The sequence below is a fragment of the Sphingomonas sp. CFBP 13720 genome (genome assembly GCF_014842075.1).
Lineage (GTDB): Bacteria > Pseudomonadota > Alphaproteobacteria > Sphingomonadales > Sphingomonadaceae > Sphingomonas.
Genome location: NZ_JACYVA010000003.1, coordinates 377,743 through 392,550, shown reverse-complemented (window position 1 = coordinate 392,550; position 14,808 = coordinate 377,743). Strand labels below are relative to the sequence as shown.

Sequence of the window (14,808 nt, the reverse complement as noted above, 5' to 3'; positions counted from 1 at the left end):
CGCTGCGATACGCTGTGCTAGTCGGGCATCTGGTTTTACACAGGGGGACGATCATGGAATCCACAGGCACGCTGACCCGCGCCGATCTCGCTGAGGAAATGCATCGCGAGATTGGACTGTCACGCGCCGATTCTGCCCGGATCATCGAACAGCTGCTCACGCACATGTGCGAGGCGCTGTCCAATGGGCAGAACGTCAAGATCTCGGGCTTCGGCAGCTTCGTACTGCGCGACAAGGGCGAGCGCGTCGGCCGCAATCCCAAGACCGGCGTCGAGGTTCCGATCGCGCCGCGCCGGGTGCTGACGTTCCGCGCGAGCCAGATGATGCGCGACCGCATCCTCGCCACCAACTGAACGGGGACGACCCACGCCTTCCGATAAATCCCCCGATGCCTATCGTACGATCGGTGAGGTTGCGCGCGAACTGGGGGTGCCGCAGCATCGGCTGCGCTATTGGGAAGGCCGGTTTCCGCAGCTTCGCCCGCTGACGCGGGCGGGCGACCGGCGCTATTACCGGGCGGAGGACGTGGCGCTGCTGCGCCGTATCCATGCGTTGCTGGCGGATGCGCTGGACGCAGATCATCGGGGCGGGGGACCGGACTGACCCGTCCTGCGGCACCGCGCGGTCCGACGAGCGCTTTCCCCCACCGCCAAACCTGCTAAACCGCGCGGGCGATGAGCGTATCCAGTACCGACCCCACTCCCGTCCCCCCATCCGCACATGGGGGATGGCGGGCACGCTTTCGCCAGGTCCGTCGGCGTTGGTGGTTCCGTATTCCGGCATTCCTCGCGCTGCTCGCCGGAATCGGGGTGTTCCTGATCTGGCTGCTGCTGTGGCGGACGTTGCCTTCGGTCGAAACGCTGCGCGCCTATGAGCCGCCGTTGCCGACCAACGTCCGTACGATCGACGGGACGCCCGTGCACCGCTACGAACGCGAACGGCGCGTGCAGCTTTCCTATGCCGAATACCCGCCGTTGCTGGTCAAGGCGTTCCTTGCGGCGGAAGACCGGACCTTTTTCGATCATCATGGGGTCGATTATCCCGGCATCGCATCGGCGATGCTGACCAATCTGCGCAACGACGGTCGCCCGATCGGTGCATCGACGATCACGCAACAGGTGGCCAAGAACCTGTTGCTGACCAACGAGGTCAGTTACGTCCGCAAGGCGAAGGAAGCGCTGCTCGCCTATCGGATCGAAAATGTGCTGACCAAGCAGCAGATTCTCGAACTCTATCTCAACCAGATCGCGCTGGGCCGGAACGCGTTCGGCGTCGAGGCAGCGGCCAATGCCTATTTCGGGAAGGAACTGCGCGAACTGACCTTGCCCCAGATGGCGTATCTGGCAATTTTGCCGAAGGGGCCGTCGAACTATACGCCGGAACGCGGTTATGACCGGGCCATCGCCCGGCGCGACTGGGTGCTGGGCGAAATGCTGCGCAACAATTTCATAACTGCTGCGCAGCGTGCGGACGCGGTGGCGCAGCCTTTGGGCACGATCGAGCGGCGGACCGCGCGCGTCGATCCGGTCGGCGGCTATTTCATCGAGGAAGTCCGCCGCCAGTTGCTCGACCGCTTCGGCACCGATGACAAGAGCGGCCCGTACAGCGTCTATGCGGGCGGCTTGTGGGTGCGCACTTCGTTCGATCCGGCGGTGCAGGCCCATGCGCAGGACGCGCTGCGCGCGGGGCTGATCCGGTTCGACAGCGGACGCGGCTGGTCGGGGCCACTCAACAAACCTCGTACGAAGATTGAGGGCGACCGGTGGCTGGCGGCGTTGCAGGGCACCAATATCGGCATCGACTATCAGGACTGGCAGGCGGCGATCGTCATCGACAAGTCGGCGACCTCCGCACGGATCGGGTTCGTCGACGGCCGGACCGGTCAATTGCCGCGCGGCGCGGCAGCAATGCCCGCGCGTGGGCTGGGCGGAACCGCGTTCGCCGCGCTGGAGCCGGGCGATATCGTCGCGGTCGCGCCGTCGGGCGGGGCTTGGGCGCTGCGATCGGTGCCGCGCGTGTCGGGCGGCATGGTGGTCGAGGATCCGCGCACGGGACGCATTCTTGCGATGCAGGGCGGGTTCGACAGTCGTATCCAGTCGTTCAACCGCGCGACGCAGGCGATGCGCCAACCGGGATCGACGATCAAGCCGATCGTCTATGCCGCCGCGCTGGAAGCCGGCATGACCCCCGCATCTATCATCGTCGACGGTCCGTTCTGCGTAAACCAGGGCGGGCGGCTAAGCACCAAGTGCTTCCGCAATTTCGGCGGCGGCGGATCGGGGCCGCATACCATGCGCTGGGGCATCGAACAGTCGCGTAACCTGATGACGGTGCGCGCGGCGGCGCAGACCGGCATGGACAAGGTCAACGGCCTGATCCAGCGCGTCGGCATCAGCGACCAGAAATTCCCGCCCTATCTGTCCTATGCGCTGGGCGCGGGTGAGACGACCGTGACGCGGATGGTCAACGCCTATTCGATCCTCGTGAACCAGGGGCGCGAGTTGAAACCGACGGTGATCGATTTCGTGCAGGACCGGCGCGGCAAGGTGATCCTTCCTGAAAACTGGCGCGCGTGCGACCGGTGCAACGCGCCCGATTGGGACGGCAAGCCGATGCCGCGTCCGCAGGTCCGCACGCGGCAGGTGATGGACGCCATGAGCGCGTACCAGATGGTGCACATCATGGAAGGCGTGATCCAGCGCGGCACGGCCACCACGCTGCGCGACCTGAACCGTCCGATCATGGGCAAGACCGGGACGTCGACGGGACCGACCGACGTGTGGTTCGTCGGCGGTACGCCCCAGATGATCGCCGGCCTGTATCTCGGCTATGATTCGCCCCGCAATCTTGGCGGATATGCGCAGGGCGGCACGATCGCCGCGCCGATCTACAAGGCGTTCGCGCAACGGGCGTACAAGGACGTGGACGTACTGCCGTTCCGTGCGCCCGCCGGGGTGCGGATGGTGCGAATCGATCGTGGCAGCGGACGTCCGGTCTATGGCGCATGGCCGACCACCGAACCGAAGGCGGCGGTGATCTGGGAAGCGTTCAAGCCTGAAAGCGAACCGCGTCGCGCCACCGGCCGGCTGGGTACGGCGGCGGCGCCGGTGACCCGCGATCCGACCCGCGCTGCCGGGCCACGTGTCGCACCGCCGCCGCGCGACAGCGACTTCTTGCAACGCGAAGGCGGAATCTACTAGCGCCCGCCCCCATATTGCTATCGATACCGATTTTGACTGGAGTTTCCCCATGCGCGCCGAAGCGCAAGCCCATATCGACAAGATCAACGACGCGCTGGCCCTGCTGCGCCGCTTCCTCGACTGGGATCGGGCGCTGCGCCGGCTGGACGAGCTGAACGCACGCGTCGAGGATCAGGCATTGTGGAGCGATCCCAAGGCCGCGCAGGACGTGATGCGCGAACGCCGCCGGCTGGACGAAGCGATCAGCGCGACGCGTGCGATCGAAAGCGAATTGTCGGACACCGCCGAGCTGATCGAAATGGCCGATGCCGAAGGCGACGCGGAGATGGCCGAGGAGGGCGTCGCCGCGCTGGCCGAACTGGCAAGGCGTGCCGATCATGACAAGGTGCAGGCGCTGTTGTCGGGCGAGGCCGACGGTAACGATACCTATATCGAGATCAACGCGGGCGCGGGCGGGACCGAAAGCCAGGATTGGGCCGGGATGCTCAGCCGCATGTACACCCGTTGGGCCGAACGGCGGGGGATGAAGGTCGAACTGGTCGATCAGCATTCGGGCGAACAGGCGGGGATCAAGTCCGCCACGCTGCTGTTGAAGGGCGAGAACGCCTATGGCTTCGCGAAGACCGAGGGTGGCGTGCATCGGCTGGTGCGAATCAGCCCCTATGACAGCGCGGCACGGCGGCATACGTCGTTCGCCAGCGTGTGGGTCTATCCGGTGATCGACGACAATATCGAGGTCGAATATAACGAAAGCGACCTGCGGATCGATACCTATCGCGCATCGGGCGCGGGCGGGCAGCACATCAACACCACCGATTCGGCGGTGCGGATCACGCACATCCCGACCGGCATCGTCGTGCAGTGCCAGAACCAGCGTTCGCAGCACAAGAACAAGGCCGAAGCCTATAACCAGCTGCGCGCGCGGCTGTACGAACGCGAACTGGCAATCCGCGAGGCGGAAGCGAGTGCCGAGAACGCGACCAAGACCGATATCGGCTGGGGTCACCAGATACGGTCCTATGTCCTGCAACCCTATCAGATGGTGAAGGATCTGCGCACCGGCGTGGTCTCCACCGCTCCCGGCGACGTGCTTGACGGCGCGCTTGACCCCTTCATGGCGGCGGCGCTGTCGCAGCGTGTGACCGGCGAAACGGTCGAAGTCGAGGATGTCGACTGACATGCGCGCCGCCGTCCTGCTCGGCCTGATACTGCTCGGCGGGTGCGATGCCACCCAGCCGCGCACCGTGCCGGACGAACCCGAACGCAACGCGCCGCGCTTTCCGCGCGCCGACCGGCCGGTGGCGACGATCGTGTCGGCGCGCTGGTCGACCGAGGAAGCACGCGATCGGCTGAACGAGGCGGAAGCGGTGATGGACCGTGCCGGCATCGCGGCGGGAATGACCGTCGCGGATATCGGCGCGGGCGAAGGCTATTACACGATCCGTCTGGCGCAGCGCGTTGGGCCGGGAGGGCGCGTGTTGGCGGAGGACATCATCCCCGGTATTCGCGACGCGCTGGCGCAGCGGGTCGCGCGCGAACGGCTCGACAATGTCAGCGTGCGGCTGGGCGAGCCGGACGATGCGAAGCTGCCCGCCGACAGTTTCGATCGCGTGCTGATGGTCCACATGTATCACGAGATCGCGGAGCCGTATGCGTTCCTGTGGAAACTCCGTCCCGGCCTGCGGCGCGGCGGGCGCGTGGTGGTGGTCGATGCCGATCGCCCGACGCAAAATCATGGGACGCCGCCCGCGCTGCTGCGCTGCGAATTCGCGGCGGTCGGATATCGACAGGTCGAGATGCAGCGCATGGCATCGGCAGGCGGCTATATCGCGGTGTTCGAAGCGGAAGGACCGCGGCCCGAACCCGCCGCGATCCGTCCCTGCCGCTTGCCCGGTCCGGCGCAGACGCCCGGGCCGAGGGGATAAGTGTCCGATCCCGGACCGTCATGGTGCATCGGCGCAAACCCCGGGTCTCCACCGGAGCGTCCGGGCGACGAAGGCGGTCCGTGCAGGTCGCGACCAAGGGTTCGACGGGTGCCGATATGGCCGGTCCGCCCCGACGACCGAACGGAAGGCGCTACGCTGTCGGTAACAAGGCACTACCACCGCGTTCGGATGCGCGACGTCGGCACCTGAACGATCGATCGATCAGGTGCCTTCGCATGCCTGCCCCCTCTTATTCTGCGGGTACGCCCTGCGGTGCGGGAAGCTTGGCGATGTCGGAAGATTCCGACCAGAGGTTGATCCCGCCGTCTTCGGCCGCCCGATCGATGGCCGCGAGTTCGTCGGCGGAGAAGTCGAGCTTCTTCGTCGCGTCGAGCGAATCGTCGAGCTGCGCCACCGTGCGTGCGCCGATCAACGCCGACGTAACGCGCAGGTCGCGCAGGACCCATGCGATCGCCATCTGGGCCAGCGTCTGCCCGCGCGCCGTCGCGATATCGTTCAACGCCCGGATGGCAGCGATGTTCTGTTCGGTCAGCAAGTTCTGGGACAGCGATCCGCCACGGCTCGCCCGCGCGTCCTGCGGCACGCCGGACAGATACCGGTTCGTCAGCATACCCTGCGCCAGCGGTGAAAACGCGATGCACCCGGTGCCCAGATCGTCCAGCGTCGCGAGCAGTTCGCGCTCGATCCAGCGGTTCAGGATCGAATAGCTCGGCTGGTGGATGAACAGCGGCACCTTTTCCCCGGCAAGGATCTCGGCCGCGCGGCGCGTCAGTTCCGGGGCATAGGACGATATCCCGATATACAGCGCCTTGCCCTGCCGGTGGAGTTGCACCAGCGCGCCCATCGTCTCTTCCAGCGGGGTCGTGGGATCGACCCGGTGCGAATAGAAGATATCGACATAGTCGAGGCCCATCCGCTTCAGGCTCTGGTCGCAGCTTGCGATCAGATACTTCCGCGACGAACCGATATCGCCATACGGACCGGGCCACATGTCCCAGCCGGCCTTGGTCGAGATGACGAGTTCGTCGCGATGCGTGCCGAGATCGGATGCCAGCACGCGGCCGAAATTCTCCTCGGCGGACCCGTATGGCGGGCCATAGTTATTGGCGAGATCGAAATGGGTCACGCCACGATCAAAGGCCCGGCGCAGGATCGAACGCCCCGTTTCGAACACGTCGTTCCCCCCGAAATTCTGCCATAGCCCGAGGCTGATGGCCGGGAGTTTCAGACCGCTCCGGCCGGTGCGGCGATAGGGCATGCCGCTGTCATATCGGGTGGGCGCGGCGACGTACGAGGGATCAAACGGCATGGTGCTTCCTTGTAAAGGGCCTCAACGCGCAACGCGCCAACCGTTTCAGTCGATCAGAAACACGGCGACAAGTTCTTCCGTCGTACCGGTATTCCGGGGCTTGTCCGTGCTTTTCGTCGTGGAAGACAGGCGGCACCGCCAATCGATCGTGCACGCCGGGAACGAACACCGACGTGCGCAATTGCCATCGTGCGGCCCGGCCGTCAGGAGATGCGACATGCCCCACGCCAGTAACATCGTCCTATGCGCCGGCCCCGAAAGCCCGCATGCCTTCGACATCATTCCGCTTCAGCCGAGGAACGGTGCGCTCGATGCACGCTGCCCGGTCTGCCGTGGACACGGGCAATGGAACGTCGAGATCGATCTGGTCAGTTTCCGCTGCAAACGGGCGATCTGCGAACGGTGCCATGGCGCGGGCTGGATCGAGACCGGACAGGATCCCGTCGGCCATCCCGATATTGTCATGACGCCCGAAGGCTATCCGAAATGGGTCGTCCGTTCGGGCCCGTCGCCGACCGTGGAGGAAGCGCCGAACGGCCCGCTGTCGGAACCGCCCGCTACCGCGTGACCGGCAGGCCGTGCCGGTCCGGTCGGGGCCTGCCCGGAAGCAATCGATCGTCCGCGTCGCCGCATGCTCGCCAGTCGAACATCGGAGCGATGATGCCAGCTCGGCTGCCGCGCCAGAGGAATATCCCTTCTATCGACGCCGCCGCGCCTTATATGCCCCATGAGGGCAAACTCGCCCCTTTGATGGAACGTATTGATGCCGGCATTCAAGGTCCCTGGTTTACATGAGCGCGCTGCAGCTTCTCGGGCAGCAAAAGAACAGGCGTTGAAGCAGTATCGCGAACGGCCCGAGCCGGACCCCGCCGAAGTGGCCAAGCGGCAGGCTGCGCGTCAGGCACGCGAAGCCGCGCAGGCCGAACGCCAGGCCGCGAAGCTGGCCGCCATCGCACAGGCCAAGGAAGCTGCGGAGCAAGCCGCTGCCGCCGCCGAAGCCGCTGCGCTTGCCGAAGCGGAAGCCGAAAAGGCGCGGCGTCCGAAGGTGCCGACCGCAGCCGAGCTCAAGGCCGCACGCGACGCCCGGTACGCCGCCCGCAAGGCTGCCAAATAACCGGACGGACGGGTTGATGCCGCTGCGGCGGCAGGAACCCGTACGACGACGAAGCAGCGACGGCGACGCCTGAGTTTCGTATCGGGTCGTCGATTCGTCGGTATCCATGTCGTTCGCCCGGATGCGTCCGACGGCTTCGCCCGACGGCAGGCATTCTCAACGACCGGGCGATTCCGTCGACGCGGCACGACCGGCTACGGACGACGACTGCGTGTGGCGGACGATCGCTTCGCACAGTTCGTGCGTCTGCAGGATCGCCGCGGCATCGGCCGGGCGGCGTTCCCGTGCCATGTCGAGGAAGGCGTCGCACATCGCTTCGAACCCGCGTTGCCGTCCGACCGGGGTCCAGTCGCCACGGCGGTGATGCCGTTGCGTGCCGGCGGCGTCGACGCGATCGGACAGGTTCAGCACGGTGCGACGTGCGCCACGGCCGATTGCGTCCAGACGTTCCTCGTCCAGACCGCTGTCGCGATGCATCGTGCCGATGGATGTGAAGCCGTCGCCCGCGAGCGTTAGCGTAACCGCATGCAGCAGGCCCCGCTCGACATGAGTCTCGATCGTCCGGCGCAGTACGGGTGCGGGCGTCAGGAACAGCAGCGTGTCGACGACGTGAATGAAATCGTCGAACACGACCCGCCGGGGAAGATCGGGCTGGCCGTGGCGGTGCTTTTCCATGATGAAAAGGTCGGCGTCGACGGTACGAAGCGCGACGTAATCGGGGGCGAAGCGCCGGTTGAATCCTGCCATGATCGGGGTGTCGCGGCGCAGCGCCAGCGCGACCAGCGCTTCGGCATCCGCGATATTGTCCGCCAGCGGTTTGTCCACGAAGGTGGGAACGTCGTGTTCGAGCAGGGTGCGGACCAGTTCGGGATGTGCCGGTGTCGCCGCATGGACGAACGCGGCGTCGAACGTCGTGGCGGACAGCGCCTCGGCGACGCTCGTATAACGATCCGCGACGCGAAAGGTCCGCCCGGCGTCTTCCAGCACGGCACGGTTGCGGGTGGCCAGATGGAGTTCGACATCGGGCCGGGCGGACAATACCGGCAGATATGCCTTGCGGGCAATGTCGCCCACGCCAACCATCAGCACGCGCATTCTCATCTCCGCTGAAAGGCGCAACTGCCTCGATTGACGATGGCAGGCGTACCCCGAACGTTCCCCTGCCGGCAACCGCCGGCGACGCAGTGTCTGGTCGGACCTTCGTCAGCCGGATGCCGGTCCCCATCTGCCGGCAAGCATCGCGTGCAAAAGATCGACATAGCCCCAGCCATCGGCGCGGGCGGCGATCGCCGACAGGCAGTCCTGATCGTCGCGTCCGGGCCGGCCCGGGCCGGTCATGTTCGGTTTCATGTTCAGGTCGAACAGCTTGAACGTCCCTTGGCGGTCCGTCCGGCAGTCGATGCGGATCGCCGTGCGCGCATCGACCAGCGCGGCGGCGGCGACGCAAGCATCGATCATCGCTTCGATCGCCGGATCGCGCAGCCGTTGCGCGTCGATCGCCACGCTGTTGGCCGTCACCGGGACGTCGCCATTATACGGCGCGACGCCGCCATGCTGATCGAACCGATAGACCGGCCGCAGCGCCCAATGGCGCGGCGACGGCATCCCGTCGGGGCGGGGGGCGGCGGGCGGCATCACCGTCACCGTCATTTCGTCGCCATCCAGAAACTCCTCGACCATCAGCATGTCGCCGAAGGTCGCAGCGTCGATCAACGCTGCGGCCGCCTGCCGCAACGCGCCGATATCGTCGACCAGCGTGACGCCCTGACTGCCGCGGCCACGGACCGGCTTCACGATCAGCGGGAAGACCATGTTGCGCTCGACACAGGCCTCTTCGACATCGTCCAGACCGCAGACGTCCGTGCGCGGGGTTCGGGACAGCAGGAACGACCGCGCCACCGGCAGCCCGGCGTCCGCCAGCATGCGGTTCGTTTCGAACTTGTCGTCGAACGCCTGCATGGCGGCTGGAAGCTGACCGACGATCGCGAAGTCGGTCAGTACGGTTTCCAGCGGATGCCCCGCAAACAACACGGTATTCGCCCACAGAACGGACGCTCCCGCCCGTCCTGCCGCATCGATCCCTTCGGCAGTATCGGGAAATACCCAATCGAGCGCCGTGCGTGGATCGGGGGACGCGACCGGCGTCACGATGTCGACACCTGCTACCTTCAGCGCATAGGCGATGTCGGCACCGCCATCGGAATATCCGCCGGGTTTGGCGTCCTTGCGCAACCCGTCGATGACCGGCGGGGAAAGCGCCTGATACAGAATGGCGACTGGCGCTGTTTTCATGAGCAATCTCCTGCGCTTGGGGCACTAGCCTACGGGACTGCGCCGGTGCAAATCGACCTGGGCACATTTGGACGCGCATGATGGGGCGCCTTCGAACGCGAACGTTTGCGTTCCACGGTTCGCGCGTCGGCAGCCCCCTTCCCAATCGCGAGCCAACATCTGCGTCAGAACGCCGACCATCCCGGTGACCAGTTGGCATGCATGCTTCCCGCGTTACGATGGTGACAGGCCCATTCGCGACGAACGCTCCTCTGGAACCGGTCCAGATGCGGCGAATCATCGGGGCAGGCGTAAAAAAGAGCGAGCCTCCAGCACCGGATAGTATACAATATCTTCCGATATGGTCGGTTCAGGACATTATATGCCCCAGCGCGGTAGCGATCGGATCGCGGTGATCGGCGGCGGTATCGTCGGCAGGTCGATCGCGCTGGCGTTGGCCGGACGTGGCGAGCGGGTCGTACTGGTGGACGACATGCGCGACCGGTCGGCGGCATCATGGGGCAATGCGGGACATATTGCGACCGAGCAGGTGGCACCGCTGGCATCGATCGCGACGCTGCGGAGCGTACCGCGCCGCCTGTTCGTGCGCGGCGGCGCGCTCGACCTTCCGCCGGGGCAGATGCGCGCATGGGCGCCGTTCGCCGCACGGATGCTGGCGGCGTCCGCACCATGGCGGTTTCGCGCGGGATTGGCGGCACTGGGCGGGTTGCTGGCGCACGCCATGCCCGCATGGCGGCGGCTGGCGACGATGCTGGCACGCCCCGACCTGTTGCGGGAAGACGGACATTTCGTCGTCTGGCCCGATGATGCGCGCGCGAGGGCAGGCAAGGCGGCATGGGCGACGACGAACATCGGAGCTGCCCGCATCGTCGATGCCGCGCCGGACGAACTGCAACGGCTGCGCGCGCTGTCGCCGCAGGTCGCGGGCGCGATCCGCTTCGGCGGCAGCGGGCAGATCCATGATCTGGACGCGCTGGCGATGGCGCTGGACGATGCACTGGCGGCGGCGGGTGTCGTACGCCATCCGCTATCGGCCACACTGGTGTGTCGGGATGGACGAATCACGATCCCCGGCGTCGTCGCGGACCGGATCGTGGTGGCGGCCGGGATCGGCGCGCGGCCGTTGATGGCGGCGGCGGGGCACCGCGTGCCGCTGATCGCCGAGCGTGGCTATCATATCCGTGGCAGCGCGACCCGCTGGCCCGCCGCCATGCCGCCGGTCGTGTTCGAGGACCCGTCGATCATCGTCACCCGCTATGCCGATACGGTGCAGGTCGCGGGGTTCGTCGAACTGTCGCGCCTGGATGCCGCCCCCGACCCGCGCAAATGGGACCGGCTGGAGCGGCATGTCGCCGATCTGGCGCTGCCGATCGACGGTCCGTTCACCCGCTGGATGGGTGCGCGGCCGACATTGCCCGACTATCTGCCCGCGATCGGCCGCTCGACCCGTGCCGACAATCTGTTCTACGCATTCGGACATCAGCATCTCGGCCTGACGCTGGGACCGGTGACGGGCGAGTTGGTGGCGGCGTTGCTGACCGGCGAAGCTCCCGTCGTCGATCCGGCACCGTTCGACCTCGACCGCTTCTGAAAGGACGTTCCATGACTGTCGGCACTTCCGACGCCGCAACCCAACTGGCGGCGATCGTTCCTCCGGCGGTTCGCGTACCGCCGATCGCTGCGGCCGAATATGCCACGCGGATCGCGCAGGCCCGGACGCGGATGGCGGCGGCGGGGGCCGACGCGCTGCTGGTCCATGCCGGATCGTCGCTGCGCTACTTCACCGGCGTGCCGTGGGAAGCGACCGAGCGGATGGTCGCGCTGGTGCTGCCGCTGTCGGGCGATCCCATCCTGATCTGTCCCCGGTTCGAACGCGGATCGCTCGACGCCGCACTGGCGATCGCGGCCGATGTCCGCCTGTGGGAGGAGGAGGAAAGCCCGGTCGCGCTGGTCGCCGATGCCACGCGCGGCGCGGGGCGGATCGCGGTCGATCCGCTGTTGCCGTTCGGGTGGGGCGAACGGCTGCGCGCCACGGGTGCGACGCTGGTCGACGGTGCCGGGGTGATCGACGGATGCCGGATGGTGAAATCGCCCGCCGAGCTGGCATGTCTGTCCGAAGCCAAGGCGATGACGCTGGAGGTGCAGGCGCGTGCCGCCGCGATCCTGCGCCCCGGCATCACCGCCAGCGAGGTGATCCGGTTCGTCGATGCCGCGCATCGCGCGATCGGCGGCGGCGGGTCGTTCTTCTGCGCGGTGCAGTTCGGCCGTGCCACCGCTTTTCCCCACGGGCTGCCGGGCGACCAGTCGCTGCACGAAAACGAACTGGTGCTGGTGGATACCGGTTGCCGCGTCCATGGCTATCATTCCGACATCACCCGCACTTATGCGTTCGGTAATGTGGAACAGGACGTGCGCGACATCTGGGACATCGAACATGCCGCGCAGGCGGCGGCGTTCGCGACCGCCGCGCCCGGCATATCGTGCGAAGCGGTGGATGCCGCCGCGCGTGCCGTGCTGGAGGGGGCCGGGCTGGGGCCGGACTATCGCCTGCCCGGACTGCCGCATCGTACCGGCCACGGCATCGGCCTGTCGATCCATGAACCCGCCAATCTGGTGCGCGGCGATACCACGCCGATGCAGCCCGGCATGTGTTTCTCGAACGAACCGATGATCGTCGTGCCGGACCGGTTCGGCGTCCGGCTGGAGGATCATTTCCACGTCACCGACACCGGCGCACGCTGGTTCACCCAACCGCAGCCGTCGATCGACCGGCCGTTCGGATAGCGGCGGAACGCCGCTTTGGCGGTGCACGGTAGCCGCCGTCCGTACCGGATCGATCGATGGCTGCCGGTCCCGGTGCAACGACCGGCCGACTGCTTCCGATGGTCAGGCGATCTGTGCCGCCGCCTGCCGCAAATCCTCGACGAACCGGGCGAACTCGTCTTCCGCCTGCGCCTTGTCGGGCAGACGCAGCAGGTAGCTGGGGTGCACCGTGATCCATCCCGCCCCGCCATCGGCCAGCGGCACCACCCGTCCGCGCTCGCGCACGATCGTGACGGTGCGGCCGAGCAGCGATCGTGCCGCCGTCGCGCCCAGCGCGATCGTCATCTTCGGGCGGATGATGCCGCGTTCGTGTTCGATCCACCACCGGCATGCATCGATCTCTCCGGCGACCGGCTTCGAATGGATGCGCCGCTTGCCGCGCGGTTCGAACTTGAAGTGTTTGACGGCATTGGTGACGTATACCCGCGTCCGGTCGATTTCCGCCGCTGCCATCGCCCGGTCGAACACCTGTCCCGCCGGGCCGACGAACGGCCGCCCCGCCAGATCCTCCTGATCGCCGGGCTGTTCGCCGACCACCATCATTTCCGCATCGACCGGCCCTTCGCCGAAGACGGTCTGCGTTGCCGGTTGCCATAGCGGACAGCGGCGGCACGCCGACGCCTCGTCGCGCAACGCCGCCCACGCGCCGTCGCTGTTGCCACCCAACGGCGCGGCCCTTGACTGTTCGATCATCTGCGCCTCCCGCGCCTGTGCGCCCGCGATCAGCGCCGGGACCAGCGCGGTTTCGGGCATGTTCTTCCAGTATTTGCGCGGCATCTCCTTCAGCATCGCGCCGGGTTTCAGCCGAGCGGGATTAAAGATCGATGCGTAATAGGTCTTCCACACGTCCTCGACTGGGTCACCGTCGGGCGCATCCGCCTTGGTCGCCCCCGGACCTTCGCTCAGCGTCGCGCCGTCCCAGAACAGCGACACGTCCGGCGTCAGGATCGACCAGCGCATCGAGCCGAAGCGATCGACGAAGAACGGTGCATTGGCCCGGACGATATGATGATCGGGCTCGAACCACGCGACGAAGCGCGTCGTCTCGCCCTCCGGCACCTCGCGAAAGCGCAGGAACGCGCGCATCTTGTGCACGTCGCGACGCACTGCCTTGGCCATTTCCTCCAGCCGTCGGAGCGCCGGGTCGGCCTTGTCGTCGATCAGTCGCGGCTGCACGATCAACCGTTCCAGCATCGCGTACAGCAGCGCGAACCGAGACGGATCGGCATGCAGCACGACGGTCTTGGCAAGGTCGACGAACCCGCGCGGAACGCGGAATGCGGGCGCGCCGGTATCCAGTATCGCCTCGTCGCCGAACAGGTCGGTCGGCTGCTGCCCGACCTGCCACACGACATCGGCGGCCGGCACCCGTTCGGCGATCAGGCTACGCGCCGCGTCCCGCCAGCCTTCGAAGTCATCGTCCGCAGCCAGCGTGGCGACGCGCATCAGTCGCGATCGTCGCCCGGCGGCGTGGCGGCGGCGATCGCATGCTCCTTGGGCTTGCGATCCTCGAACACCGCAGCGATGCGCGCTTCCTCCGCATCGCTCAGTTCCTGCGCGGCGGCGGGAAACATCTCTTCCTCTTCCTCATCGATATGATGCTCGTACCGATGGCGCATCGCCGCGAAACGTTCATTCCATTCGTTGCCGCCGACGTCCAGCCCGGCGATCTCGCCCAGATAATCGTCGATCTCCTTGTGCTCGGACACCGAATGCCGCGCCTCGTCGCGCAGATCGGGGTTGGCCAGCATCGTCGCGTACAACGCTTCCTCCTCGGCGGCAGCATGTGCCGACACTTCGATGCGGAAGGTTTCGAACAGCGTGGCGCGCTCGTCCCCGCTCGCATCGCCGATCTGGCGGAGCAGGGCGCGGTGACGGTCGTGATCCGCTTTCAGGTCGGCATAGATTCGCGCATCGGCCATGGTTCGTTCCTCGTTTCGACTGAGGGGAGCAACCGGCGAAGACGCGGCAAGGTTTCACCTGCGAGCGGTTTGCAGACGGCCAGCAGATCAGCGCAACATTTTTCCTTAACCCGCATTCGTACAAGATACGCCTGTCACAGACGCAACCCCTTCGCGTCTCCGCGCCTTAGCGTGAAACCCTCTTTTCGACAAAACAGGAATG

At 66.5% G+C, this 14,808-nt stretch carries 13 protein-coding genes and 1 pseudogene; 9 read left to right on the top strand and 5 right to left on the bottom strand.

Features of this window, described 5'->3' with window-relative positions:
- The first annotated feature begins 53 nt into the window (after window positions 1-53).
- The 5 genes and pseudogenes from IFT55_RS09395 (at window position 54) to IFT55_RS09375 (ending at window position 5,125) form a co-directional block, all read left to right on the top strand.
- Entirely contained in the window at window positions 54-353 is a 300-nt protein-coding gene (locus tag IFT55_RS09395; protein WP_192091351.1) for an integration host factor subunit alpha, read from the top strand.
- Between the two features lie 49 nt (window positions 354-402).
- Window positions 403-558: pseudogene (locus IFT55_RS09390) on the top strand (MerR family transcriptional regulator); the annotation flags it as partial.
- A 116-nt stretch (window positions 559-674) separates the two neighbouring features.
- Window positions 675-3,200 carry a penicillin-binding protein 1A gene (locus IFT55_RS09385; RefSeq protein WP_192091349.1) on the top strand — a complete coding sequence of 842 codons (2,526 nt, stop codon included), beginning with the start codon at window positions 675-677 and terminating at the stop codon, window positions 3,198-3,200.
- 49 nt (window positions 3,201-3,249) lie between these two features.
- Entirely contained in the window at window positions 3,250-4,377 is a 1,128-nt protein-coding gene (gene prfB, locus IFT55_RS09380; protein ID WP_192091348.1) for a peptide chain release factor 2, read from the top strand.
- Window positions 4,367-5,125: a class I SAM-dependent methyltransferase gene (locus IFT55_RS09375; protein ID WP_249403719.1), complete on the top strand. Its 759-nt coding sequence runs from the start codon at window positions 4,367-4,369 to the stop codon at window positions 5,123-5,125. Before prfB ends, IFT55_RS09375 begins: the two co-directional genes overlap by 11 nt.
- 250 nt (window positions 5,126-5,375) lie before the next feature.
- Here the strand turns inward: IFT55_RS09375 and mgrA are convergent, their stop codons facing one another.
- Window positions 5,376-6,455: an L-glyceraldehyde 3-phosphate reductase gene (gene mgrA, locus IFT55_RS09370; protein WP_192091346.1), complete on the bottom strand. Its 1,080-nt coding sequence runs from the start codon at window positions 6,453-6,455 to the stop codon at window positions 5,376-5,378.
- Between the two features lie 106 nt (window positions 6,456-6,561).
- Here mgrA and IFT55_RS17405 point away from each other — a divergent pair, with 106 nt between their 5' ends.
- Window positions 6,562-7,023 carry a hypothetical protein gene (locus tag IFT55_RS17405; RefSeq protein ID WP_249403718.1) on the top strand — a complete coding sequence of 154 codons (462 nt, stop codon included), beginning with the start codon at window positions 6,562-6,564 and terminating at the stop codon, window positions 7,021-7,023.
- A gap of 195 nt (window positions 7,024-7,218) precedes the next feature.
- A complete protein-coding gene (locus IFT55_RS09360) occupies window positions 7,219-7,569 on the top strand; it encodes a DUF6481 family protein (protein ID WP_192091344.1) in 351 nt (116 codons plus the stop codon).
- A 156-nt stretch (window positions 7,570-7,725) separates the two neighbouring features.
- On the opposite strand, the gene IFT55_RS09355 is transcribed toward IFT55_RS09360, so the two are convergent.
- Both IFT55_RS09355 and IFT55_RS09350 read right to left on the bottom strand, forming a co-directional pair.
- Window positions 7,726-8,664, bottom strand: a complete 939-nt coding sequence (locus IFT55_RS09355) for a Gfo/Idh/MocA family protein (RefSeq protein WP_192091343.1) — start codon at window positions 8,662-8,664, stop codon at window positions 7,726-7,728.
- A 108-nt stretch (window positions 8,665-8,772) separates the two neighbouring features.
- Window positions 8,773-9,861, bottom strand: coding sequence for a biotin carboxylase (locus IFT55_RS09350; protein WP_192091342.1), 1,089 nt, complete (start codon window positions 9,859-9,861; stop codon window positions 8,773-8,775).
- A gap of 361 nt (window positions 9,862-10,222) precedes the next feature.
- Here IFT55_RS09350 and IFT55_RS09345 point away from each other — a divergent pair, with 361 nt between their 5' ends.
- Window positions 10,223-11,452, top strand: coding sequence for an NAD(P)/FAD-dependent oxidoreductase (locus IFT55_RS09345; RefSeq protein ID WP_192091341.1), 1,230 nt, complete (start codon window positions 10,223-10,225; stop codon window positions 11,450-11,452).
- Between the two features lie 11 nt (window positions 11,453-11,463).
- The gene (locus IFT55_RS09340; protein ID WP_192091340.1) at window positions 11,464-12,645 is read left to right on the top strand and encodes a M24 family metallopeptidase; all 1,182 of its coding nucleotides are present in this window, start codon (window positions 11,464-11,466) and stop codon (window positions 12,643-12,645) included.
- A gap of 102 nt (window positions 12,646-12,747) precedes the next feature.
- On the opposite strand, the gene IFT55_RS09335 is transcribed toward IFT55_RS09340, so the two are convergent.
- Both IFT55_RS09335 and IFT55_RS09330 read right to left on the bottom strand, forming a co-directional pair.
- Entirely contained in the window at window positions 12,748-14,130 is a 1,383-nt protein-coding gene (locus tag IFT55_RS09335; protein ID WP_192091339.1) for a UdgX family uracil-DNA binding protein, read from the bottom strand.
- Window positions 14,130-14,606: a hemerythrin domain-containing protein gene (locus tag IFT55_RS09330; RefSeq protein ID WP_192091338.1), complete on the bottom strand. Its 477-nt coding sequence runs from the start codon at window positions 14,604-14,606 to the stop codon at window positions 14,130-14,132. The genes IFT55_RS09335 and IFT55_RS09330 overlap by 1 nt, the downstream gene beginning before the upstream one ends.
- Between the last annotated feature and the right edge of the window lie 202 nt (window positions 14,607-14,808).

Coding starts and splice junctions, on each gene's coding strand:
- IFT55_RS09350 (WP_192091342.1), bottom strand. CDS start 9,861: ATGAAAACAGCGCCAGTCGCCATTCTGTATCAGGCGCTTTCCCCGCCG.
- IFT55_RS09360 (WP_192091344.1), top strand. CDS start 7,219: ATGCCGGCATTCAAGGTCCCTGGTTTACATGAGCGCGCTGCAGCTTCT.
- IFT55_RS09375 (WP_249403719.1), top strand. CDS start 4,367: ATGTCGACTGACATGCGCGCCGCCGTCCTGCTCGGCCTGATACTGCTC.
- prfB (WP_192091348.1), top strand. CDS start 3,250: ATGCGCGCCGAAGCGCAAGCCCATATCGACAAGATCAACGACGCGCTG.
- IFT55_RS09345 (WP_192091341.1), top strand. CDS start 10,223: ATGCCCCAGCGCGGTAGCGATCGGATCGCGGTGATCGGCGGCGGTATC.
- IFT55_RS09330 (WP_192091338.1), bottom strand. CDS start 14,606: ATGGCCGATGCGCGAATCTATGCCGACCTGAAAGCGGATCACGACCGT.
- IFT55_RS09385 (WP_192091349.1), top strand. CDS start 675: ATGAGCGTATCCAGTACCGACCCCACTCCCGTCCCCCCATCCGCACAT.
- IFT55_RS09395 (WP_192091351.1), top strand. CDS start 54: ATGGAATCCACAGGCACGCTGACCCGCGCCGATCTCGCTGAGGAAATG.
- mgrA (WP_192091346.1), bottom strand. CDS start 6,455: ATGCCGTTTGATCCCTCGTACGTCGCCGCGCCCACCCGATATGACAGC.
- IFT55_RS09335 (WP_192091339.1), bottom strand. CDS start 14,130: ATGCGCGTCGCCACGCTGGCTGCGGACGATGACTTCGAAGGCTGGCGG.
- IFT55_RS09355 (WP_192091343.1), bottom strand. CDS start 8,664: ATGCGCGTGCTGATGGTTGGCGTGGGCGACATTGCCCGCAAGGCATAT.
- IFT55_RS09340 (WP_192091340.1), top strand. CDS start 11,464: ATGACTGTCGGCACTTCCGACGCCGCAACCCAACTGGCGGCGATCGTT.